The sequence below is a fragment of the Pantoea sp. PvP021 genome (assembly GCF_054056055.1).
Map to the genome: position 1 here is coordinate 267,898 of NZ_JBSRXX010000003.1, position 20,808 is coordinate 288,705.

Annotated in this window: 22 protein-coding genes; 8 read left to right on the forward strand and 14 right to left on the reverse strand. The window is 55.9% G+C overall.

Translation table 11 applies throughout. The annotated features are described in order from the left end of the window. The first annotated feature begins 11 nt into the window (after positions 1 to 11). Positions 12 to 2,165 (forward strand): ornithine decarboxylase, encoded by a 2,154-nt coding sequence (locus tag ACVKSX_RS12855; RefSeq protein WP_354438852.1) that lies wholly within the window; start codon positions 12 to 14, stop codon positions 2,163 to 2,165. Positions 2,166 to 3,568: 1,403 nt separating this feature from the next. Here ACVKSX_RS12855 and mltC read toward each other — a convergent pair. From mltC to mutY, 3 genes are read right to left on the reverse strand one after another with little or no spacing between them, the layout of a single operon-like run. Next, the gene (mltC, locus tag ACVKSX_RS12860) at positions 3,569 to 4,648 is read right to left on the reverse strand and encodes a membrane-bound lytic murein transglycosylase MltC (RefSeq protein WP_010248892.1); all 1,080 of its coding nucleotides are present in this window, start codon (positions 4,646 to 4,648) and stop codon (positions 3,569 to 3,571) included. 54 nt (positions 4,649 to 4,702) lie between these two features. Continuing rightward, entirely contained in the window at positions 4,703 to 4,975 is a 273-nt protein-coding gene (locus tag ACVKSX_RS12865) for an oxidative damage protection protein (RefSeq protein ID WP_003853409.1), read from the reverse strand. Further along, complete coding sequence (gene mutY, locus ACVKSX_RS12870; protein ID WP_033780716.1) at positions 4,975 to 6,060, reverse strand: A/G-specific adenine glycosylase; 1,086 nt, start codon at positions 6,058 to 6,060, stop codon at positions 4,975 to 4,977. The genes ACVKSX_RS12865 and mutY overlap by 1 nt, the downstream gene beginning before the upstream one ends. A gap of 154 nt (positions 6,061 to 6,214) precedes the next feature. Here mutY and trmB point away from each other — a divergent pair, with 154 nt between their 5' ends. The 3 genes from trmB to ACVKSX_RS12885 all read left to right on the forward strand — a co-directional run bounded on the left by trmB (position 6,215) and on the right by ACVKSX_RS12885 (position 8,042). Continuing rightward, a complete protein-coding gene (gene trmB / locus ACVKSX_RS12875; protein ID WP_010248887.1) occupies positions 6,215 to 6,934 on the forward strand; it encodes a tRNA (guanosine(46)-N7)-methyltransferase TrmB in 720 nt (239 codons plus the stop codon). After that, the gene (locus ACVKSX_RS12880; RefSeq protein ID WP_003853403.1) at positions 6,934 to 7,260 is read left to right on the forward strand and encodes a YggL family protein; all 327 of its coding nucleotides are present in this window, start codon (positions 6,934 to 6,936) and stop codon (positions 7,258 to 7,260) included. The genes trmB and ACVKSX_RS12880 overlap by 1 nt, the downstream gene beginning before the upstream one ends. Before the next feature lie 65 nt (positions 7,261 to 7,325). After that, positions 7,326 to 8,042, forward strand: a complete 717-nt coding sequence (locus tag ACVKSX_RS12885; protein ID WP_010248885.1) for a YggN family protein — start codon at positions 7,326 to 7,328, stop codon at positions 8,040 to 8,042. Between the two features lie 36 nt (positions 8,043 to 8,078). Here ACVKSX_RS12885 and hemW read toward each other — a convergent pair whose 3' ends face one another. Genes hemW through ACVKSX_RS12905 form a run of 4 tightly spaced genes read right to left on the reverse strand, consistent with a single transcriptional unit; the run spans position 8,079 to position 11,100 of the window. Next, positions 8,079 to 9,218 carry a radical SAM family heme chaperone HemW gene (hemW, locus tag ACVKSX_RS12890; RefSeq protein WP_022623847.1) on the reverse strand — a complete coding sequence of 380 codons (1,140 nt, stop codon included), beginning with the start codon at positions 9,216 to 9,218 and terminating at the stop codon, positions 8,079 to 8,081. Further along, the gene (locus ACVKSX_RS12895) at positions 9,211 to 9,804 is read right to left on the reverse strand and encodes an XTP/dITP diphosphatase (RefSeq protein ID WP_228312453.1); all 594 of its coding nucleotides are present in this window, start codon (positions 9,802 to 9,804) and stop codon (positions 9,211 to 9,213) included. The genes hemW and ACVKSX_RS12895 overlap by 8 nt, the downstream gene beginning before the upstream one ends. A 21-nt stretch (positions 9,805 to 9,825) precedes the next feature. Beyond that, complete coding sequence (locus ACVKSX_RS12900) at positions 9,826 to 10,380, reverse strand: YggT family protein (RefSeq protein ID WP_010248879.1); 555 nt, start codon at positions 10,378 to 10,380, stop codon at positions 9,826 to 9,828. Positions 10,381 to 10,392: 12 nt separating this feature from the next. Further along, positions 10,393 to 11,100 (reverse strand): YggS family pyridoxal phosphate-dependent enzyme, encoded by a 708-nt coding sequence (locus ACVKSX_RS12905; RefSeq protein WP_010671071.1) that lies wholly within the window; start codon positions 11,098 to 11,100, stop codon positions 10,393 to 10,395. Between the two features lie 14 nt (positions 11,101 to 11,114). Between ACVKSX_RS12905 and ACVKSX_RS12910 the strand changes: the two genes are divergently transcribed. Then, the gene (locus ACVKSX_RS12910) at positions 11,115 to 12,110 is read left to right on the forward strand and encodes a type IV pilus twitching motility protein PilT (protein ID WP_010671070.1); all 996 of its coding nucleotides are present in this window, start codon (positions 11,115 to 11,117) and stop codon (positions 12,108 to 12,110) included. Between the two features lie 5 nt (positions 12,111 to 12,115). Here the strand turns inward: ACVKSX_RS12910 and ruvX are convergent, their stop codons facing one another. The 6 genes from ruvX to ACVKSX_RS12940 all read right to left on the reverse strand — a co-directional run bounded on the left by ruvX (position 12,116) and on the right by ACVKSX_RS12940 (position 16,332). Next, positions 12,116 to 12,535, reverse strand: coding sequence for a Holliday junction resolvase RuvX (ruvX, locus tag ACVKSX_RS12915; RefSeq protein ID WP_003853387.1), 420 nt, complete (start codon positions 12,533 to 12,535; stop codon positions 12,116 to 12,118). Next, positions 12,535 to 13,098 (reverse strand): YqgE/AlgH family protein, encoded by a 564-nt coding sequence (locus ACVKSX_RS12920; RefSeq protein ID WP_010248870.1) that lies wholly within the window; start codon positions 13,096 to 13,098, stop codon positions 12,535 to 12,537. Before ACVKSX_RS12920 ends, ruvX begins: the two co-directional genes overlap by 1 nt. 87 nt (positions 13,099 to 13,185) lie before the next feature. After that, a complete protein-coding gene (gshB, locus tag ACVKSX_RS12925; protein ID WP_010248868.1) occupies positions 13,186 to 14,130 on the reverse strand; it encodes a glutathione synthase in 945 nt (314 codons plus the stop codon). 106 nt (positions 14,131 to 14,236) lie between these two features. After that, positions 14,237 to 14,968 (reverse strand): 16S rRNA (uracil(1498)-N(3))-methyltransferase, encoded by a 732-nt coding sequence (rsmE, locus tag ACVKSX_RS12930; RefSeq protein WP_010248866.1) that lies wholly within the window; start codon positions 14,966 to 14,968, stop codon positions 14,237 to 14,239. 70 nt (positions 14,969 to 15,038) lie between these two features. After that, complete coding sequence (gene endA / locus ACVKSX_RS12935; protein ID WP_010671068.1) at positions 15,039 to 15,743, reverse strand: deoxyribonuclease I; 705 nt, start codon at positions 15,741 to 15,743, stop codon at positions 15,039 to 15,041. 76 nt (positions 15,744 to 15,819) lie between these two features. Continuing rightward, on the reverse strand, positions 15,820 to 16,332 hold the full coding sequence (locus tag ACVKSX_RS12940) for a SprT family zinc-dependent metalloprotease (RefSeq protein ID WP_010671067.1): 513 nt from the start codon (positions 16,330 to 16,332) through the stop codon (positions 15,820 to 15,822). Here ACVKSX_RS12940 and ACVKSX_RS12945 point away from each other — a divergent pair. From ACVKSX_RS12945 to ACVKSX_RS12955, 3 genes are read left to right on the forward strand one after another with little or no spacing between them, the layout of a single operon-like run. Beyond that, on the forward strand, positions 16,331 to 16,453 hold the full coding sequence (locus ACVKSX_RS12945) for a hypothetical protein (RefSeq protein WP_259393884.1): 123 nt from the start codon (positions 16,331 to 16,333) through the stop codon (positions 16,451 to 16,453). The genes ACVKSX_RS12940 and ACVKSX_RS12945 overlap by 2 nt on opposite strands. 20 nt (positions 16,454 to 16,473) lie before the next feature. Further along, positions 16,474 to 17,622 (forward strand): glycosyltransferase, encoded by a 1,149-nt coding sequence (locus ACVKSX_RS12950; protein ID WP_191918878.1) that lies wholly within the window; start codon positions 16,474 to 16,476, stop codon positions 17,620 to 17,622. Between the two features lie 25 nt (positions 17,623 to 17,647). Further along, on the forward strand, positions 17,648 to 18,880 hold the full coding sequence (locus ACVKSX_RS12955) for an O-antigen ligase family protein (RefSeq protein ID WP_354438847.1): 1,233 nt from the start codon (positions 17,648 to 17,650) through the stop codon (positions 18,878 to 18,880). An 81-nt stretch (positions 18,881 to 18,961) separates the two neighbouring features. Here the strand turns inward: ACVKSX_RS12955 and ACVKSX_RS12960 are convergent, their stop codons facing one another. Next, complete coding sequence (locus ACVKSX_RS12960; RefSeq protein ID WP_010248855.1) at positions 18,962 to 20,359, reverse strand: sugar porter family MFS transporter; 1,398 nt, start codon at positions 20,357 to 20,359, stop codon at positions 18,962 to 18,964. Between the last annotated feature and the right edge of the window lie 449 nt (positions 20,360 to 20,808).

Below are 20,808 nucleotides of genomic sequence, written 5' to 3' on the forward strand. Positions count from 1 at the left end.
GGGATTCTGTTATGACTCCACTGAAAATTGCTGCCAGCGCCGCTGTGGCGCCCAGTCTGACCCTGAACACTGCGCGAGACGTGGTGACGCTGGATAACACCGACTTCACCGATGTGGCGGCGGTTGTCGTCTCGCTGGCGGATACCCGTAGCGGCGTGCTGGCGCTGCTGCGTCATACCGGCTTTAATTTGCCGGTATTTGTCGCTAACGTGTTTGAAGAAGAGGTGATGCACCTGCCCGGCGTCTGCGGTGAGCTGAATGGCGATCCGCAGGAGTGGATCGCGCTGGAAGCGGCTGCGCAGGCGTATGAAGCGGCGCTGCTGCCACCTTTCTTCGAAACGCTGACCCGCTATGTCGATATGCAGAACAGCACCTTTGCCTGTCCCGGACATCAGGGCGGTGCGTTCTTTAAAAAGCATCCGGCGGGCAAACAGTTTTATGACTTCTACGGCGAGAATGTTTTCCGGTCTGATATGTGCAATGCCGATGTCAAACTGGGCGATCTGCTGATCCACGAAGGCTCGGCTAAAGATGCGCAGAAGTATGCGGCAAAGGTGTTTAACGCCGATAAAACCTACTTTGTGCTCAACGGCACCTCAAGTGCCAACAAAGTGGTGACCAATGCGCTGCTGACGCGTGGCGATCTGGTGCTGTTCGACCGCAACAATCACAAGTCGAACCATCATGGCGCGCTGATTCAGGCGGGCGCGACCCCGGTTTATCTTGAAGCGACGCGCAATCCTTTCGGCTTTATTGGCGGCATTGACGCGCACTGTTTTGATGAGGCTTATCTGCGCGAGCAGATCGCGGCCGTGGCTCCGCAGCGCGCGGCTGAAGAGCGGCCTTTCCGTCTGGCGATCATCCAGCTGGGCACCTACGACGGCACGGTCTACAACGCGCGCCAGGTAGTGGATCGCATCGGCCATCTGTGTGATTACATCCTGTTTGATTCCGCGTGGCTCGGTTATGAGCAGTTCATTCCACTGATGGAAGGCTGTTCGCCGCTGACCCTGCAACTGAACGAGAACGATCCCGGCATTTTTGTCACGCAGTCAGTGCATAAGCAGCTGGCAGGTTTTTCGCAGACTTCGCAGATCCATAAAAAAGATAATCATATTCGCGGACAGCGCCGCTTCTGCCCGCATAAGCGACTGAATAACGCTTTTATGCTGCACGCATCCACCAGTCCGTTTTATCCGCTGTTTGCCGCGCTGGATATCAACGCCAGAATGCATCAGGGCGAAGCGGGGCGTCGCATGTGGGATGAGTGCGTCACGCTGGGTATTGAGGCGCGTAAAGCGATCCTGGATCGCTGTGAGATGATCCTGCCGTTTGTGCCGGAGACGGTAGATGGTCAGCGCTGGCAGGATGCGCCCACTGAGACGATCGCCCGCGATCTGCGCTACTTCAGCTTTGAACCGCAGGCGAAGTGGCACGGTTTCGCGGGCTATGCGCGCGATCAGTATCGGGTGGATCCCTGCAAGCTGCTGCTGACCACGCCGGGGATTGATGCGGCCAGCGGTGAGTATAGTAATTTCGGGATTCCGGCGACCATTCTGGCGAACTATCTGCGCGAAAACGGCATTGTGCCGGAGAAGTGCGATCTCAACTCAATCCTGTTCCTGCTGACCCCGGCAGAGAGTCCGGAGAAGATGGCGAATCTGGTGGCGATGCTGGCGCAGTTCGAACAGCACGTCAAAGAGGATGCGCCGCTGGCCGAAGTGCTGCCGACCATTTATCGCAAAAATGCCGAACGCTATGCCGGGTATACCCTGCGTCGCCTCTGTCAGGAGATGCACGACCTTTACGTCAGTCACAACGTCAAGGATCTGCAGCGCCTGATGTTCCGCGCCGCGGAGTTCCCGCCGGTCAGGGTGAATCCGCAGGATGCGCATCAGGCTTATATTCGCGGCGAAGTGGAGCTGGTGCCGATAGCCGAAGCGCAAGGCCGGGTTGCCGCAGAAGGTGCACTGCCTTATCCACCGGGTGTGCTGTGCGTAGTCCCTGGGGAAGTCTGGGGCGGCGCGGTGCAGCGTTACTTCCTGGCGCTGGAAGAGGGGCTTAATCTGCTGCCTGGCTTCTCACCAGAGCTGCAGGGCGTTTACACCGAAGAGGATGACCAGGGACGGAAGTATCTGGTGGCCAATATGATAGTGGGGCGCTGATCTGAGCGTGGGCAGAGGCGGGTAGCGGCCCGCCTGCCTTTTTGTTCGCTGCGCGAACGGGGCTGAGAAGGTTTCGCCTGGCGGCGGTGTACGCTTTGCAGCGAGCTGGCACTTAATGGGTTTTCGCCTGGCAGCGGGCTACGCTTAGCAGCGGGTATGCACTGAGCAGGTTTTGTCCGGCAGGCCCTGGGTTCGCTGCGCGAACGGGCTATGAGAGGTTTTCGTTCGCTTAGCAGCGGGCTAACACTGAGCGGGTTCCGCCCGCCAGGCGATGGGGAGTTTCAGATCGCCCGAGCAGGCGGACGTATTAAGGGGCGGACGCCCGCCCCTTAACAATCCCGGCGTCCGGCTGCCTGCGCGCCCCGCTGTGCGGGGTGCCTTCGTCACGCCCTGCGGCCGACGGACCGTCCGGACTCGCCATCCCTGGCTCGTACCGTCCTTTCGCCGACGTCCTGTCGGCTCATCCTGGCCTCCGGTTGTTCCTCAGCGCTGCGGACGCCTCTGGCAAACCCCTGCCGGTGATTTCTTTATGTTTTCTTTGGTGCACAGTTGTCTGGTGGTCTGAAAGCCAGTCTCAATTCCTGAAGTTCACCGCAACAATCTTAGTTACCTGAAAACGAGATAACAGCGGGTAGGTTTGAATGCCATTCTGTGTGCTGAGCCGAAAGTCAGAGGCAATCCCAAAAAAACACAGCGATAAATTACCCGACATAACAAGAAGATATAACAGCGGGTGGGTTGAATAACATTCGGTCTGCTGAGCCAAAAGTCAGAGGCAATCCCAAAAAAATTACAGCGAAAAAGCACTCAACATAAAAGCAGAGATAACAGCGGGCTAGTTGAATGCCATTCTGTTTGCTGAGCCGAAAGTCAGAGGCAATCCCAAACTCACAGCGACAGCGAACCTAACATAAAAAGAGAAGATAACAGCGAGGGGGTGGGGAGGCCGTCAGAACCGCTGAGCGGATGAGGGATTTCAGGACGAGCGACAGGGATGTCGCGAAGAGGCGGGTTCGCGCCATGGATGGCGCGTCCCGCCGTTCCGTGAGAAATCCTGAAGAGGCGAAGGAACCGCGAAGCGGCGGTGAAGCAGGCCGGAGCCCGGGGTCAAGGGGGCGCGGCGACTGGCGCCCCCTTGTCGGTCGCCTGCAGAGGCGAATCTGAAACTGCCCGGCTAATCAGGCGAACGAAACCTTCTCATAGCCCGTTCGCGCAGCGAACACTCCCAGCTTCAGGCGCTTCACTCCTGATCGCCTGGCGGGCGGAACCCGCTCAGTGCATACCCGCTGCTAAGCGAACGAAACCTTCTCATAGCCTGTTCGCGCAGCGAACAATCCCAGCTTCAGGCGCTGCACCCAAGCCCGTTCGCGCAGCGAACACTCCCCGCTTTAGCGCTGAGCCAATCAGAATCCCCGATAACTCTTCTGCGCGGTACTCACCTTATAAAGATAACGACGCGATTCCGCCGACGGATGCTGGTTCGCCAGGGTCGAATAAACTTTGCTCGGTGACATGCCGTTAATCATCGAAAACGCCCGATCTTTATCGCTGGAGAAGACGCGCAGCACGCTGCCTGCGCCGCCGTTATAGGCGGTGATCACCGCATAACGACGTGACACCGGATCCTGAATGCCGCCCAGATAGCTACGCTGCAACAGCGACAGATAAGCGGTACCCGCATCAATATTGTTCTCTGGATCCAGCAGGTAGCTGCGGCTCGGCTTGCCCCATTTACCCTTCATGCGGAACACGTCAACACCGGCAGTATGCTGCACCACCTGCATCAGACCCAGCGCATCAGAATGGCTCACGGCGTAGGGGTTAAAGCTCGACTCGGTCTGCATAATCGCCAGAATCAACGAGGCATCGACACCATACTGATCGGCGGCTTTACGCACCATCGGCAGGTATTTGTGCGCACGCTTATCCAGGTGGTTCGGCACCATCGGAATCGAAATGGTGTAAATCACATGCAGACCCGAGGTGCGGCGCTGCAATTTATTCTGAATCAGATAGTCAGCAAAGGCTTCCGCGCGACCCTGCCAGCGAATCGGCTGACCGGTATTATCCAGCACCTGCCCATACAGCAGCGGCTCTTTACTGATTTCAATATCGTTGGCGTCAGAGTAGAGATCGACATTACCCGGATCTTCGCCAATCAACAGGGTGGTCACGATTGCCTGACGCAGGCTGGCCATAGGATCGGTGCCAGAAATCGTCTCGATGGTCAGCTTACCGCTTTCAAAGTTAATGTGGCTGCGGGTGTAATAGTTGTCGCTATATTTGACGTAATCTTTGGGTCCGGCGATCAGGACCTCATTGATACCCCAGATATTCTCAATATTATGAGCAAACTGCCCCATCAGAATATCAAAGGCGTTGGTATCTTTTACCCACTCCTCGTGGGACTGCTGTTTCTTTGACCCGGAACAGGAAACCAAAAGTGGTGCTATCACCAGCAGGGCGATTAATTTTTTATTCATTGGGAATGCAAGCCTGACTTGGATAACCGGCCTCAGCGATGAGGCCCGGAATGTTTACGCTTCTGGCGGTGTATAGCCTTCGATATGAACGTCTTTACCTTCGAACAGGAAATTGATCATCTCCTTCTCCAGCACTTTACGATCTTCGGGATTCATCATGTTGAGCTTCTTCTCGTTGATCAACATGGTCTGTTTCGCCATCCACTTCTGCCAGGCTTCTTTAGAAATGTCGTTGTAAATGCGCTTACCCAGATCGCCCGGGTAGAGCTGAAAATCCTGTCCTTCCGCGTCGCGCTGTAAAAAAGTACAAAAAATAGTGCGGCTCATTATTCTTCCTCATTAATCTCACAACTGTTCAAAGCCAGTTGTCGGGGATGGCGCAGCTCGTGTAACAGGCGCTCAACGGGTGCGGCTAATCCCACAGATGGTGGCAGCGCTAAGTTATACCAGAGACCGCCTGCTTCATCCATCGCCGCCCCGACAGAAGGCCACGTCAGCCACATTGGCACGATATCGAGATGGAAATGGCTGAAGGTGTGACGGAACGCAGTAAGCTGCTGCGGTTTTGCATGGATGCCGCGGGCCGCCAGCCAGTCGGTCATCGCCGCTTCCGTTGTGAACTGCGGGAAGCAGAACAGGCCGCCCCACAAGCCCACAGGCGGGCGCTGCTCCAGCCAGACATCATCACCATCCTGCATCATCAGGAACCAGCCGCTGCGCTCTGGCAGCACCTGCTTAGGCTTCTTACCGGGATAGCTCGCCCAGCTGCTGCTGGCATACGCCTCACAACCGCTGTTCAGCGGGCAGATTTCGCACTTCGGCTTTGATCGGGTACAGACGATAGCACCCAGATCCATCATCGCCTGATTAAACTGGCTGACGCCCTCGGCGGGTGTGACCTCTTCGCTGATCTGCCAGAGCCGCTTTTCGACCTCTTTCTTACCCGGCCAGCCGCTGACAGCATAGCAACGGGCCAGCACGCGCTTGACGTTGCCATCCAGAATCGGGAAATGCTGCCCCAGTGACAGCGACAGGATCGCGCCCGCCGTGGAGCGGCCTACGCCGGGCAGGGCAGAGACATCATCGAAATTACGCGGGAACTCGCCCTGATGAACCTCGACAATCTGCTTTGCGGCTTTATGCAGATTACGCGCACGGGCGTAGTAGCCGAGGCCGGTCCAGAGATGTAACACCTCATCCAGCGGAGCCGCAGCCAGATCGGTAACCGTGGGGAAGCGCGCCATAAAGCGTTCAAAATAGGGAATAACCGTGGCAACCTGGGTTTGCTGCAGCATCACTTCGGAGAGCCACACCTTATAAGGCGTTTTCTCCAGCTGCCACGGCAGGGTTTTGCGACCAAAGCGCTGATACCAGTCCAGCACCTGTTGCGCGAACTGCGGCGCTTGCATCATAAGAAGGAAATTTTCCGTGTTTACTCTACACTCAGGCAGGAATTCCAGCACATGCGCACCTGGGTGTAAACCGGAAGATTGCAAAGGCTTGCTTCTGCTTATGAACTTTGCATAATGCCCGTTTCCCGGAACAGGCTAACCAGCAGGCTTTTACATGATTAATGACGTCATCACCCCAGAATTTGATGAGAACGGGCGGCCATTACGCCGGATCCGCAGCTTTGTGCGCCGCCAGGGCCGCTTAACCAAAGGCCAGCAGCAGGCGCTGGACACCCTGTGGCCGGTCATGGGGGTGGAATATCAGCCGGAGCCTGTCGATCTGCCTGCGCTGTTTGGCCGCGAAGCCCCGGTGACGCTGGAAATTGGCTTTGGCATGGGCGCTTCGCTGGTAACGATGGCGCAGAACACGCCGCATCAGAACTTCCTGGGTATTGAAGTGCATGCGCCGGGCGTGGGTGCCTGTCTGGCCGCCGCCAAAGAAGCCGATGTGCAGAACCTTCGGGTGATGTGCCATGACGCGGTGGAAGTGCTGGAGAAGATGATTCCGGATAACTCGCTGCGCATGGTTCAGCTCTTCTTCCCCGATCCGTGGCATAAAGCGCGTCACAATAAACGCCGTATCGTCCAGGTGCCTTTTGCCGAGCTGGTGATGCGTAAACTGAAGCTGGGCGGCGTTTTCCACATGGCGACCGACTGGGAAGCCTACGCGGAGCATATGCTGGAAGTGATGAACAGCATCGATGGTTACCGCAACCAGTCAGAACAACAGAATTATGTGCCGCGTCCTGAGACGCGTCCACTGACCAAGTTTGAGCAGCGCGGGCAGCGTTTAGGCCACGGCGTATGGGATTTAATGTTTGAGAGGGTGAAATAATGGCCACACAACGCAGCCGCCGTTTACGTAAAAAACTGCACATCGATGAGTTTCAGGAACTGGGCTTCTCGGTTGCCTGGCGCTTCCCGGAAGGCACCAGCGAAAGCGAAATTGATGAGACGCTGAACCAGTTCATCAATGAAGCGATCGACCCTAACGGCCTGGCCTTCGATGGCAGCGGTTACCTGGTGTGGGAAGGTCTGGTTTGCCTGCAGAAAACCGGCAAATGCACTGATGAGCATCGTGCTTTGGTCCGCAAATGGCTGGAAGATCGCAAGCTGCAGGACGTTCAGATGACTGAACTCTTTGACGTCTGGTGGGACTAAGTCGTCACACAGTGTCGGGCTGAGGCCCGATCAGAGGGTTTCAGACCCGATCTTAGGGAGTAGATATGATGCGTAAAGCGCTTCTTGCTGTGCTGCTGGTGGCAGCAACCCAGGCTCAGGCAGCCTATGAATGCAGCGTTAAGCCGCAGGACGATGTGGTGATTAAGCCGCAGAGCGTGCAGGTGGTCGGTGCCAACGGCAATATGGAAATCTCGCCGCAGGGCGACGTGCAGTTCAATGGACAGAAGGTCACGCTCGATACGGCCGGACGCCAGAAAGCGATCGACTATCAGAACGCGCTGCGTCGCGATCTGCCGTGGATCGACAGCGGGGCGACATCACGTCTGGAGAAAGGGCGTGCGGCACTGGATCAGGTCATCGTTGAAAAACTGGGCACCGACAGCAACGTGCGTAATCGCCTGACCACGCTGAATGGTCAGCTGAAACAGCAGATGAACCGCATCATTGAACACCGTGAAGATGGGCTGACGTTCCACCATCAGGCGATTGATCAGGTTCGCGCCGAAGGTGAAAGGCTGGTGCAGTCGACACTGGGCGGCGTGATGCAGGATAGCCTGAACGAGATGGGCAGTAAGCAGGGCAGCGGCGGCAGTAATCCGCTGCAGGCGATTATGGGTAATCTGGGCGGTTTGCAGCAGTCGATTCAGGCTGAGTGGAGCAAGCAGGAGCAGGATTTCCAGAACTTCGGTCACGAGGTGTGTAATCGCGTTATTTCGTTGGAAGATCAGCGTAAACAGCTTACCGGCGCACTGAAAAAATAGGTCAACGCCTCAGCCTGTCGGGCTGAGGCGCTTTTGTTACTCTTCCGCTAAGAACAGCTCCAGCAGCGAATTCAGGAACAGCTTCCCTTTCTCCGTAATCTGCCACTGCTCCGCGGTTTCAGTCACGTAACCCGCGGCAATCGCGGCATCCATCTGCGGACGGATCACCTGCTCTGACAAACCGGTATAGCGGCTGAACTCGTCGCGCGGCGCGGCTTCCAGCAGGCGAAAGCGGTTCATGAAATATTCAAACGGCTTGTCGCTATCGGCAACGTCATACTGCTTTTCGCGGTAGTTCCCCTGCATAAATCCACGCGGATGACGGGTTTTCACCGTGCGGACTATGCGGCCATCCGGTTGCGTCAGCTTGCCGTGTGCGCCACACCCAATCCCCAGATAGTCGCCAAAGCGCCAGTAATTGAGGTTGTGCTCACAGCGATAACCCGGCTTCGCGTAGGCAGAGGTCTCATACTGCTGATAACCGGCAGCCTGCAGCAGCTGATCGCCCTGTTCGAAAATATCCCATAGCGCATCATCATCCGGCAGCACCGGCGGGCGTGAGCCAAAAAGGGTGTTGGGTTCAATCGTGAGCTGATACCAGGAGAGATGCGGTGGATTAAGCGCAATCGCCTGACGTAAATCATCGAGCGCCTCTTCCAGCGACTGATCGGGCAGGCCATGCATCAGGTCAAGGTTAAAACTGCGCAGCGAGAGCGACTCGGCCAGTTCAGCGGCGCGGACCGCCTCTTCCGGGCCGTGAATGCGGCCAAGGCGCTGCAGCTTTTGCGGACTGAAACTCTGTACGCCAATCGAAATACGGTTGATACCGGCGCGCTGATAGGCGCTGAACCGGTCCGCTTCCACGGTGCCCGGATTGGCTTCCATGGTCACTTCCGCATCGGGCGAGAGCGTCAGACGCTCCCGCACACCATCCATCAGCATCTGCATCGCGCTGCTGCTCAGCAGGCTGGGCGTGCCGCCACCGATGAAGATCGTGCGCACTTCCCGGCCATTGATCAGCGGTAAATCGCTCTCCAGATCGCGCAGCAGGTGCTGCACGTATTCAACGTGCGGCACCTCATCTTTCAGCGCGTGGGAATTAAAATCACAGTAGGGACATTTCTGTACGCACCACGGAATGTGGATATAGAGACTTAACGGCGGCAGATTAGGCATTACGCATCGCTTCCAGCAACAGCGTCAATGCTTTACCCCGGTGAGAAACTGCACCTTTTTCCGCTTTACTTAGTTCGGCCGCGGTTTTACCCAGTGCCGGGACAAAGAAAATCGGGTCGTAACCAAAACCACCGGCACCAGCGGCGGCGCGGGTGATCTCACCCTGCCAGCTGCCATGGAACACCAGCGGGGTCGGATCTTCCGCATGACGCAGATAGACCAGCACGCAGTGAAATTGTGCCTGGCGCTGACCGTCCGGTACGTTTTCCAGCGCCTGCAGCAGCTTCTCCAGGTTCTGTTGATCGCTGGCCTCTTCACCGGCGTAGCGCGCCGAGTAGATGCCGGGCGCGCCGCCCAGCGCATCTACGGCCAGGCCGGAATCATCGGCAATAGCCGGTAATCCGGTGATCTGTGCCGTGTGACGCGCCTTGAGAATCGCGTTCTCAATAAAGGTCAGGCCGGTCTCTTCCGCCGATTCAACCCCAAGGTCGGTCTGTGCGACGATATCCAGACCAAAGGCGGAGAGTAACTCCGCCAGCTCACGCACTTTGCCGGGATTGCCGGTTGCGAGGACAACTTTTTGCATAACAGTTCCAGTTTGATTCATTTACAGCAGATACCAGAGACCCGGGAACAGGTCCATGCCGAGAAAGTTCAGGGCATACAGCACCAGGATGACGATCATCGCTGAGAAGTCGATGCCGCCCATCGCAGGCAGAATACGGCGAACAGGTGCCATCATCGGCTCGGTTAACTGCACCAGCAGATAGTCGACAGGACCCCGGCCCTGGCTGATCCAGCTCATCAGGGAGCGAATAATAATCACCCAGAAGACCAGATAGCCGGCGGATTTAACCAGCGACAGCAGGCCGACCAGCAGATTGGTTGGGTCGACTGAGAAGACGCCCACCTGAATCAGCAATAAAATCGGGTATTTCAGCGTAGTCAGCACAAATGCCAGCAGCAGCGAGGCGGTATCTATCGGGCCCAGTGCCGGCAGTATACGGCGCAGCGGCTTAACAATCGGCTGTGTCACTTTTACGACAAACTGCGCCACTGGATTGTAAAAATCGCAGCGGGACCACTGCATCCAGATGCGTAACAGCAGCACCATGACGTAGAGATCGATCAGCGTTTTTACTAAAAACGTCAGTGTTAACATGAAGTTCCTCTGTTATTGTTGTGAGTTGTGCGCATAATCTCGTGCGCCAAAAATGGCGGTGCCGATACGCACCATCGTACTGCCTGCGGCGATTGCCGCCTCCATGTCATCGCTCATTCCCAGCGAAAGCGTGTCTGCATGCGGATAGTGCTGTTGCAGCTGCCGGAAGGCTTCCGCCATCTGCTGACACACCGCCAGCTGCCGCGCGTAATCACTCTCTGCTGCCGGAATCGCCATTAATCCGCGCAGCCGCAGTTGCGGCAGGGCAGCGATCTGCTCCGCCAGCCCGGAAACGGCCTCCAGCATGATGCCAGATTTGCTGTTCTCGTCACTGATATTTACCTGAATTAACACATTCAGTGGTGGCAGCGAAGCAGGCCGCTGATCGTTGAGCCGCTGCGCGATGCGCTGACGGTCAATGGTGTGACACCAGGCGAAATGTTCCGCCACCAGACGGCTTTTATTGGACTGCAGCGGGCCGATGAAGTGCCACTCCAGCTCAGGATGTGCGGCCAGTGCCTGGACCTTTTCAACCCCTTCCTGAACGTAATTTTCACCAAAGGCAATCTGGCCAGCGGCAAAGGCTTCTTCGACCGCGCTCGCAGGTTTGGTTTTACTGACTGCAAGCAGGGTAATTTCTTCTGGTGCGCGGCCGCAACTCGCGGCAGCAGCAGCGATTCGCTGCCGCACTTGCTGTAGGTTCTGCTGGATTGAGGTCATAGTCAGGAGAAATTATGAATCTGGATGAAATGGTGGGGCTTAGTGTAAAGCATAATGCCGCCGATCTGCACCTTTGCAGCGGACATTTGCCCTACTGGCGGCGGCAGGGAAGGCTGGAGGCGATGCCGCAGCAGTGCCCGCTTTCTGGCGCATGGATGGCGCAGTTTATGGCCCGCTGGCTCAGTGACCCGCAGCGTCAGGAGCTGGAGCGCGCAGGGCAGCTCGATTTCGCCCTGAGCCTGGCCGATGGTCAGCGTCTGCGCGCCAATCTCTTTATGCAGCGCAACGGCCTGTCACTGGCACTGCGCATCATCGCCACGGCATGTCCGACGCTTGCGAGCCTGCAACTGCCCGCCATTGTCCCGACGCTGCTGGAGCAGCAGGATGGGCTGATTCTGGTGACGGGTGCGACCGGCAGCGGTAAATCAACCACGCTGGCGGCGCTGGTCGATGCGCTGAACCGCCAGCAGGCGCGGCATATCATCACGCTGGAAGATCCGATTGAATTTATCCATCACAGCCAGCAGTCGCTGATACAGCAGCGTGAAATCGGCCCGCACTGTGGTTCGTTCTCGCTGGGGGTAAAGGCAGCACTGCGTGAAGATCCCGACGTTATACTGCTGGGCGAACTGCGCGACAGCGACACTATTCGTCAGGCACTGACTGCTGCGGAGACCGGCCATCTGGTGCTGGCGACGCTGCACACCCGTGGCGCAGCGCAGGCGGTGGATCGGCTGGTTGATGTCTTTCCGGCAGAGGAGAAACAGCTGGTGCGTACTCAGCTGGCGGGCAGCCTGAAAGCGGTAATTGCACAGCGGCTGGTGCCGTCAGTTGCCGGTTCGCGCATCGGACTGTTTGAGGTACTGATTGCCACACCGGGCATCACCAATCTGATCAGAGAAGGCAAGATGCACCAGATCCCTGCGCTGTTACAAACCGGCGCACAGGCCGGTATGCAGACGTTTGAGCAGAGCAGGCTGGCGCGTCAGGCTGCCGGACTGATTGAGTGAGGATGTCAGTAATGGTTTTCGAACCAGTCCTGCAAAATGATGGCAGCAGACTGTGAGTCGACCGATCCTTTATTGAGCGCGCGATAGCCGCCGCGTTCAAACAGGCCAGCACGCGCTTCTACCGTGCTGAGTCGTTCATCCTGCAGCTCCACGCGGATGCCAAAGCGCCCGTGCAGGCGGTTGGCAAATTTACGTGCGCGATCGGTCAGCGGCTGCTCGGTGCCATCCATATTCAGCGGTAATCCCACCACCACGAAATCGGGCTGCCACTCTTTCAGCAGTTTTTCAATTACCAGCCAGTCCGGGATGCCATCCTGCGCTTTCAGGGCGGTCAGCGGACGGGCGCTGCCAGTGAGTTGCTGACCTACGGCGACACCAATACTTTTGGTGCCGAAGTCGAATCCTAACAGAGTTTGAGTTGACATCAGGCGTGTCCGGCGTCGCTGGCCATGTTGTGAATATCGACGCCAATACTGCGCGCCGCTTCGCGCCAGCGCTCTGAAATCGGCGTCTGGAACAGGATGTTGCTGTTAGCGGGCGTGGTCAGCCAGGCATTTTCCATCAGCTCATTCTCCAGCTGATCTTTTTCCCAGGCGCAGTAACCCAGCGCGACCAGCACGTTAGTGGGCTGAGACGCCGTACCGATCGACTCCAGCACGTCACGGGACGTGGTGATGATCGTGTTATCTGAAACACGAATACTGGAGGTAAAGGTGCGTTGCGCGGAGTGCAGGATAAAGCCACGATCTTCCGCCAGCGGGCCGCCGGTAAACACCGGTTTATCCAGCTTGATCGCCGGATCGCGATCGTCAGCAGAGATTTTGAGCTTCTTCAGAATGCCTTCAACCGTCAGGTTTTCCATGGGTTTATTGATGATCAGTCCCATTGCACCCTCTTCGTTATGTTCGCAGAGATAGACCACGGAACGTTTGAAGAAAGGATCCTGCAATGAAGGCATGGCAATCAAAAAGTGATGTTGTAAATTCATTCTCACACGATGTACCAAAAAAATAACCGGCACGCGACGGCCGCACCGGTATTGGGTTGATCACGGAGCTTCGCCCCGGCGTCATGCTCAGCCCAGGCGCTTCTCAATGGCATCCATCAACATGCCGGTGATGGAGATCGGGAACGCAGCCTCAATTTCACGAATGCAGGTTGGGCTGGTCACGTTAACTTCAGTCAGTTTATCACCGATGATGTCCAGACCGACAAAAATCAGCCCTTTTGCTTTCAGCGTCGGACCAACACGGCGCGCGATTTCCCAGTCGCTTTCGCTCAGCGGACGCGCTTCACCGCGACCACCGGCGGCGAGGTTACCACGCGTTTCACCGCCCTGAGGGATACGCGCCAGGCAGTAAGGCACCGGCTCGCCATCGACGACCAGCACGCGTTTGTCACCCTCGGTGATCGCCGCAATATAATTCTGCGCCATGCAGAAACGGCTCTCATGCTCGGTCAGGGTTTCGGTAATCACGCCAAAGTTAGGATCATCTTTCTTCACGCGGAAAATCGACGCACCACCCATGCCATCCAGCGGCTTCATGATGATGTCGCCATGCTCCTGCCAGAAAGCGCGCAGTTGCGCTTTGCTGCGGGTCACCAGGGTGTCAGGCGTAAACTCGGCAAACCAGGCGGTGTAGAGCTTTTCGTTACAGTCACGCAGGCTCTGCGGTTTGTTCACGATCAGCGTACCCAGCTCTTCAGCGCGCTCCAGAATATAGGTCGCATAGATGAACTCGGTATCGAATGGCGGATCTTTGCGCATCAGCACCACATTCAGGTCAGCCAGCGGGATCACCTGCTCGCTGCCAAACTGATACCAGTTCTCAGGGTTCTGCTCGACGGTCAGCAGGCGGGTGCGGGCCGAGGCCACGCCACCGCGCAGGGAGAGATCGTGCATCTCCATGTAGTGAATTTCATAACCACGGCGCTGTGCTTCCAGCAGCATAGCGAAGCTGGAGTCTTTTTTAATATTGATGGACGAAATAGGGTCCATCACGATGCCAAGTTTAATCATTATTATCTCCTCGGTGAGGCGGCATTTACCGCCTCGTCTGGTTCGGTCTGCAGTGGGCCGATCGGTCAGGACATCATGCCTGCTCTCTTTCCGCTGAAAGTATCGCTTAACCCAGGTCGCCAAACCTCACCTGAAGTGCCGTAATGGCCGTCAGCGCGGTAGTTTCGGTACGCAATACCCGTGGGCCAAGCAGAATGTCAGTAAAATCGTGCTGCGCCGTCATCGCAATCTCGTCCGCAGACAAACCGCCTTCAGGGCCAATCAGCAACCTTACCCGCTCAACAGGCTGTGGCAGCGTGTTGATGCTGTGGCTGGCGCGCGGATGCAGGTTAAGCTTCAGTCCGCTATCTGCTTCTGCGCACCAGGCTTCCAGCGTCATCGCTTCACGAATCTCCGGCACGCGATTACGGCCGCACTGCTCGCAGGCGGCAATAGCAATTTTCTGCCACTGCTGGATCTTCTTCGCCAGACGCTCAGCATCAAGCTTTACGCCACAGCGCTCGGAAAACAAGGGTGTAATGACATTCACGCCCAGTTCGATCGATTTCTGGATAGTGAATTCCATTTTTTCACCGCGCGACATCACCTGACCTAAATGCAGATGTAACGGTGACTCGCGATCGTCCGGCTGGCTCTCTGTGACCGATACTTTTACACGCTTTTTATCTACATGCGTGATCTCTGCTGCAAAAGTCAGATTAGTGCCATCAAAGAGTTCCAGACGCTGACCTGCCGTCATCCGGAGCACCCGGCCCACATGATTGGATGCATCTTCATCCAGGGTAATTTCACTGCCGATGCTTAATGGACCGGCGTGATAGATGCGAGGTATGCGCATAAGGTTCCTGAGACCGGACGCCGCGCTGCAGCGGCGTCATTGGAAAAAGAGCTAGTGTAGGGCAGGGATTTTAGCGCTGGCAAGCCTGCTGCACATAAGGATTGTGATTGCCCTGAACCTTTGCAATGCGCTGGTCGCGTTCGCACTCCCATTTTGTCACGGGATAGAGCTTGTTCCAGGCGGTAAACAGCTGCGTCTGCTGGCGCGAAATACGCAGATGATACTGGTCGCGCATATAGAAATAGGTGCGGGCAATGGCACCACGCGCCCGCGCAGGTGGCTCCGCCTGTTTGAGTTTAAAGTCGATCTTCATCTCACACTGGCCGTACTGCTGCTCGCTGCCGTTCCATTGACTGTAGGCGAAGTTGCCACGGTCGCCATTCACTTCACCCACCGCAGGCTGCAGGTTGTGCAGGTCGGTTTCGATGCGGCGGTAGTCGGGATCTTTGCTGCAGTTTTTACGACCGCCATCCTGCCAGCACTGACGCTGATGGCCAAACTCCCAGGCGGGCATCACATGTTCCCACTCAATGCGTGCGGCGCGATTGGCGTTTTTGCGCACCTGATAGCCACAGCTGTTGAGATCGGGAATCCCCTTTTTTCCCTGCCACTGAATCTTACAGCCACAGTAAAAAGAACCCGGTGCATCGGCGTTGATCGCCGCCGCAAAGGTTTTGGCCTGCTGAAAGTTATTTTGATGATAGTTATTCAGGTTAAGGGCGTCAGCGGCGGGCGCAAACAGCAGCGCAACCGCCAGACTTAGTATGCGAGACATATTCCAGATTTCTACTCAGTACGAAAAAGGGCGGCAGGGTAACAGAATGTGGAATAGGGCGGAATGGGGATTCTTCTCAGGACGCGACAAATTCACCCGCGATCAGCAGGCTGCCACAGTGCACGCAGCGATATTCACTCTCTTTGCGCAGTATACGATTGTGGCGGCGCACGGTCAGCTGATGCTGCTGACACTGACAGCGGTAGGCAAAGGTGTTGCTGCGTACGGATGCGATCTCAAACTGGTGAGTACGCCGTGCCGGAACGCCCAGCACCTGCTCCATCATCCACTTCCACTCTTTGCCGTGCGGCGCAACGCGACCAAATTGCTTCCAGACCAGCAGATGCGCCAGCTCATGCGGCACCACTTCATCGATAAATGCCTGCTGGTTTTCCAGCAGCAGCACAGGATTGATGCGAATTTCCCAGGACGCCAGCCAGGCGGTGCCCGCCGCCGTACCACGCTGCTGGTAGAGCAGCTTCGGTTCCGGATAACGGGTTTTCAGCGCCTGATTCGCACGTTCAAGCGACTGGCGCAGCGAGCGCATTACGGCCTGCTGCAGGGCAATGGGGAGACGAGGCGTTTTCATGGCGCTCAGAATAATCGCCGCCGCGCAGGAACTCAACGTCGCCAGCGACAAGTGTGGTTCTGGCTGGGGGAAAATTTCTGGTTTAAATATTGTTATGGGCTTTTTTAGAATATTCTATTAATGAGATTCACCGCAGAGTGGATGGATGAAAAGCGAACGGCACAGGGCATGGATAAACCAATGAAAAATAATGATAACGTCAGGAAACAACGGATTGTGCTGGTGACGGATCTGATGGCCGGTCGTGGTGGGATGGAAAATGTGACTGGTCAGTTGATTAAGGCCCTGAATGCGGAACCCGGTACCGAAGCAGGGCTGTTTATTATCAACAGCGGAGAGGAGAGCCACTCCCGCGCCTGGACCGCCAATGCTGTTCTGGCTGAGAGCGTCTGCACGCTGCGGAATAAGAAAATAAAAAATCTTATTCATACGCTGAGAATGGCCGCCTTCTTTCGTCGTTATCAGCCCGATCATGTCCTGACCCTCAACACCATTCCCTGCCTGATGACGCGCCGGGCAATCACGCTTTCAGGACGTAAAATCGTATTGTCGAGCTGGATGCACCTGCCTCCGCGTGAACGTTATCGTCCCCATTATCTGCTGCGGGCCGATCACCATTTTGCGATCAGTAATCAGATTAAAGAGCAGCTGGTGGAACTGGGTGCACGCGCCACTGACGTTGACGTGATCTATAACCCGATCAAACGCAATGACACGGTAATCGGCAGACCCCAGGCGCTGAAGTTTCTCTATATTGGTCGCGTCCATTATCAGCGGCAGAAACAGCTTAAAGATCTGTTTGATGCCCTGCAGCAGCTGGATGCGCCCTGGACGCTGGAGATAGTGGGTGACGGGGAAGATCTGACGCAATGTCAGCACTACGTGACGCAACTCGGCATTCAGGATCGCATCACCTGGCATGGCTGGCAGGAGAATGCCTGGGAGTATGTCATCCGCCATATCAGACAGGTAACCTGCCTGGTCATGACCTCTAACTTCGAAGGCTTCCCGCTGATCCTGCTGGAGGCGATGTCGCGCGGCGTCTACTGTATTTCATCCGACTGCATCAGCGGCCCGGCGGAAATTATTCAGAACGGTATTAATGGTCAGCTCTATCCCACCCATGACAGCATGGCGCTGGCCGCGATTCTCAACGCCATGAGCGGGGATTTCTACTTCCCCGATCATCAGGCTATTAAAGCGAGCATCACCGGTTTTTATGAGGAAAATTATATGAAGCACCTGATGAGTGTGTTTAACCGCCTTACTGAGGTTAAGCATGACGAATAAAATCAGTCGCAATGGATTAACGTTAATGGTTAATTTTTCAGTTATTGCGCTCTGCCTGGCGCTGTCACTGAATATGTTTGTTACCGGCCTGCCGCAAAAAATATTCTATCAGGTCTCTTATCTCTCTATCGCGTCCGTGCTGTATGGCCTGGTGCGCAGGCGGATGGACTTTAAAGAGAACGGTTTTTATATCGCCCTGTTTGCTGTGCTGATTATCTTTGCCCTGATTCGGCTGTTCTGGGCGATACACGTGAAGGGGATCGAAACCGCGCCCTCAGGCGATGCCATCACTAATATGGGCAACTATCTGCTGGGCGCGAAGCGGCTGTTGATGGGTGCCTTTGTGCTGCTCAGTCTGGCTGTTTATGGGGATCGTGTCTCCCTGACTACGCTACGCGTCGGAAAAGGGCTCATCCTTCTTGGCCTGCTGATTACGCTGGGCTTTGGTATCCACGAGCATCTCTACACTGAGAATATCCGCATCAAGCTCACCACCGAAGCCGCCTCCATGTCCTCCTACATGATTCTGTTTATCTACTGTGCCTGGCTGTGGCTAAGCCGCTATGAGACGCACGCTTACTGGAAGGTGGCCGATATCGCTGTGCTGGCAGTGACCTTTGCCTTGCTCTACCTGTGCGGCACCCGTGTGACCCTGATTGCGCTGATTGCCGTGGGGCTGCTGTTCCTGGTGCAGACCTACCGGCTGTCGCTGCTGACCAACTGGCGGATTAGCGCTCTGCTGGTGGGCGTAATGGCGGTGCTGATTCTGATGACCAGCAACCGCTGGGTAGAGGGAGTGCAGGATATTGAGAACTTTGGTTCAAACAGTTCGACCTCGCTGGGCGCACGTGTCGCCATCTGGGGCGGGGCGGTCAACTTTATTGAGCACCATGGCGGTTTTGCGACGCCGGATGCGCGCACCACTGAGGCGCGTCAGTTCATCACTGCGCACTATCCTCTCAATGTTGAAGGCTTCACCAACGTTAAATACAACATGCACAACGAGTTCCTCGAGGTGACGTCATTGCAGGGCTGGCTGGGTACGGCGTCGCTGGCGCTGCTCTATCTGACGGTGCTGGCGGGCTGGCTGAAGAAGTGTGATCTGCGCGGCGTGGCGCTGCCGATGGTGGCGCTATTTACCACCGGACTGACCGATTCGGTGCTGCCCTATAATCAGACCGCGACCATTTTCATTATGGCACTGGCGCTCTGCTGCATACGGCGGCCCCTGCCGGTAACGCGGGTAACCACAGCGTAGTGGGGCGTTGAACAAATAAAAACGGCGGGGTTTCCAGAGAAACCCCGCCGTTTTTTTTACCGCGTTTTTTACCGGGTAAAGTTAGTCGCGTGAACCGATGTCGCGCAGTTTTTTACCTGCCATCAGGTTACGTTCGATGTGTTCCAGCGAGACGTTTTTGGTCTCAGGGATCAGCATCACCGTCAGCAGAATGAAGAACAGGTTAAGCAGTGCGTAGACCCAGAAGGTGTTCGCATTGCCCAGCGTATTCAGCATCGTCAGGAAGGTCGCACCTACGATCATGTTCGCGATCCAGTTGGTGGTGGTGGAGACAGTGATACCGAAATCGCGGCCTTTCAGCGGCTGAATTTCGGAACAGAGTACCCAGATCAACGGACCGGCTGACATCGCAAAACCGATGATGAACATCAGCAGCATACCTACCGCAAAGTACTGTGCGCCCGGCGAGTGAATGCCGAAGTGCAGCATCGTACCCAGAACGCCCATACCGGCTGCCATCACCATAAAGCCCAGAATCAGAGTAGGTTTACGACCCCAGCGATCCACCAGGCCAATGGCAATAAAGGTCGCCAGTACGTTAACCAGACCCACAATCACCGTGCCCCACATCTGCTGGGTGGTGTTGGTGAAGCCCGCGATTTCAAAGATTTTTGGCGCGTAATACATGATGACGTTCATGCCGGTAAACTGCTGCATCACCTGCAGCAGGATGCCGAGATAGACCGCACGACGGAAGTGGCTGCTGCTGGTGAACAGACCCCAGCCAGACTGTTTGATCTTCAGGCTTTCACGGATCTCTTCCAGCTCACGTTTTGCCTGCTCGCTGGTGTCACGCAGACGATCCAGTACGCGTTGTGCATCGCGGAAGTTGCCTCGCGCCGCCAGCCAGCGTGGGCTGTTTGGCAGGAAGAAAACGCCGACCAGCAGCAACAGTGCCGGAATAGTGATGATGCCCAGCATCCAGCGCCAGTTGCCGGTAAAGCTAAACGCCGTATCGGACAGGTAAGCGCCAAGAATACCGATGGTGATCATCAGCTGATAAAGCGAAATCATACTGCCGCGAATTTTTTCCGGAGCGATCTCAGAAAGATAAAGCGGGGCAGTATAAGAGGCGATACCGACTGCCAGGCCCAGCAGAACGCGGGCGCTGATCAGCATTTCCGGGTTTGGCGACATCGCCGACCAGAGTGAACCGATAACGAACAGAATCGCACCGGCCATCAGGCTTTTTTTACGGCCCAGGCGGGATGACATCCAGCCGCTGCCGATAGCACCGACCGCCGCACCAAACATCATGGAACTGACGATCCATTCCTGCTGATGAGGGGTGACGTTAAAGTCCTTTGCGATAAACGGCAGAGCACCGGCGATAACGCCGATATCCAGACCGAACAGCAGACCCGCAAGGGCCGCCAGAAAGCAGACAAATAAGGTCATCGCCTTATTTGAAGTTCTGCTTTTGTGTGTATTGCCAGGCATTTTAGCCTCCAGGTTTATCCATCATTGTTTTTATCAATGTTAAAAAACCTTTTGCGGGAAAAAAGTGAGCCTGATCACATCAGTGTAATCGCTTACACACGCTGAAACCCTGAAATTCAGCATATTTTTCCCGGAAAGATTAATTAACCAGTGAGGTATAGCACTCATTAAGTTTCTGACAATGCTCTATTTACTGGCTATCAGACGACGCTGAAAATAACGCATTTTCAGCAGAATAACTACGTGCGTTAATTCCTAAATATCGGATAAACAAAGCATTTCAATTTGTAATCGTTAACATTTAGTCGTCAGAAAAAGCGAAAAGAAGTGTAGCTGAGAACTGAAAATTTGCTGCAGAGAGAAGAAGATGTCGGGCAGATGCGTTTTTTTTGTCGTCACGCGCTCACCAGAAATTGCGCTGGCCTGTCGTTCAGAAGGGTAGCGGGAGC

Coding starts and splice junctions, on each gene's coding strand:
- ACVKSX_RS12885 (WP_010248885.1), top strand. CDS start 7,326: ATGATGCGTAAAGCGCTTCTTGCTGTGCTGCTGGTGGCAGCAACCCAG.
- mutY (WP_033780716.1), bottom strand. CDS start 6,060: ATGATGCAAGCGCCGCAGTTCGCGCAACAGGTGCTGGACTGGTATCAG.
- ACVKSX_RS12905 (WP_010671071.1), bottom strand. CDS start 11,100: ATGACCTCAATCCAGCAGAACCTACAGCAAGTGCGGCAGCGAATCGCT.
- gshB (WP_010248868.1), bottom strand. CDS start 14,130: ATGATTAAACTTGGCATCGTGATGGACCCTATTTCGTCCATCAATATT.
- ACVKSX_RS12900 (WP_010248879.1), bottom strand. CDS start 10,380: ATGTTAACACTGACGTTTTTAGTAAAAACGCTGATCGATCTCTACGTC.
- ACVKSX_RS12920 (WP_010248870.1), bottom strand. CDS start 13,098: ATGAATTTACAACATCACTTTTTGATTGCCATGCCTTCATTGCAGGAT.
- ACVKSX_RS12880 (WP_003853403.1), top strand. CDS start 6,934: ATGGCCACACAACGCAGCCGCCGTTTACGTAAAAAACTGCACATCGAT.
- ACVKSX_RS12855 (WP_354438852.1), top strand. CDS start 12: ATGACTCCACTGAAAATTGCTGCCAGCGCCGCTGTGGCGCCCAGTCTG.
- ACVKSX_RS12895 (WP_228312453.1), bottom strand. CDS start 9,804: ATGCAAAAAGTTGTCCTCGCAACCGGCAATCCCGGCAAAGTGCGTGAG.
- endA (WP_010671068.1), bottom strand. CDS start 15,743: ATGTCTCGCATACTAAGTCTGGCGGTTGCGCTGCTGTTTGCGCCCGCC.
- ACVKSX_RS12960 (WP_010248855.1), bottom strand. CDS start 20,359: ATGCCTGGCAATACACACAAAAGCAGAACTTCAAATAAGGCGATGACC.
- ACVKSX_RS12910 (WP_010671070.1), top strand. CDS start 11,115: ATGAATCTGGATGAAATGGTGGGGCTTAGTGTAAAGCATAATGCCGCC.
- ACVKSX_RS12950 (WP_191918878.1), top strand. CDS start 16,474: ATGGATGAAAAGCGAACGGCACAGGGCATGGATAAACCAATGAAAAAT.
- ACVKSX_RS12945 (WP_259393884.1), top strand. CDS start 16,331: ATGGCGCTCAGAATAATCGCCGCCGCGCAGGAACTCAACGTCGCCAGC.
- ACVKSX_RS12940 (WP_010671067.1), bottom strand. CDS start 16,332: ATGAAAACGCCTCGTCTCCCCATTGCCCTGCAGCAGGCCGTAATGCGC.
- trmB (WP_010248887.1), top strand. CDS start 6,215: ATGATTAATGACGTCATCACCCCAGAATTTGATGAGAACGGGCGGCCA.
- hemW (WP_022623847.1), bottom strand. CDS start 9,218: ATGCCTAATCTGCCGCCGTTAAGTCTCTATATCCACATTCCGTGGTGC.
- ruvX (WP_003853387.1), bottom strand. CDS start 12,535: ATGTCAACTCAAACTCTGTTAGGATTCGACTTCGGCACCAAAAGTATT.
- ACVKSX_RS12955 (WP_354438847.1), top strand. CDS start 17,648: ATGGTTAATTTTTCAGTTATTGCGCTCTGCCTGGCGCTGTCACTGAAT.
- rsmE (WP_010248866.1), bottom strand. CDS start 14,968: ATGCGCATACCTCGCATCTATCACGCCGGTCCATTAAGCATCGGCAGT.
- mltC (WP_010248892.1), bottom strand. CDS start 4,648: ATGAATAAAAAATTAATCGCCCTGCTGGTGATAGCACCACTTTTGGTT.
- ACVKSX_RS12865 (WP_003853409.1), bottom strand. CDS start 4,975: ATGAGCCGCACTATTTTTTGTACTTTTTTACAGCGCGACGCGGAAGGA.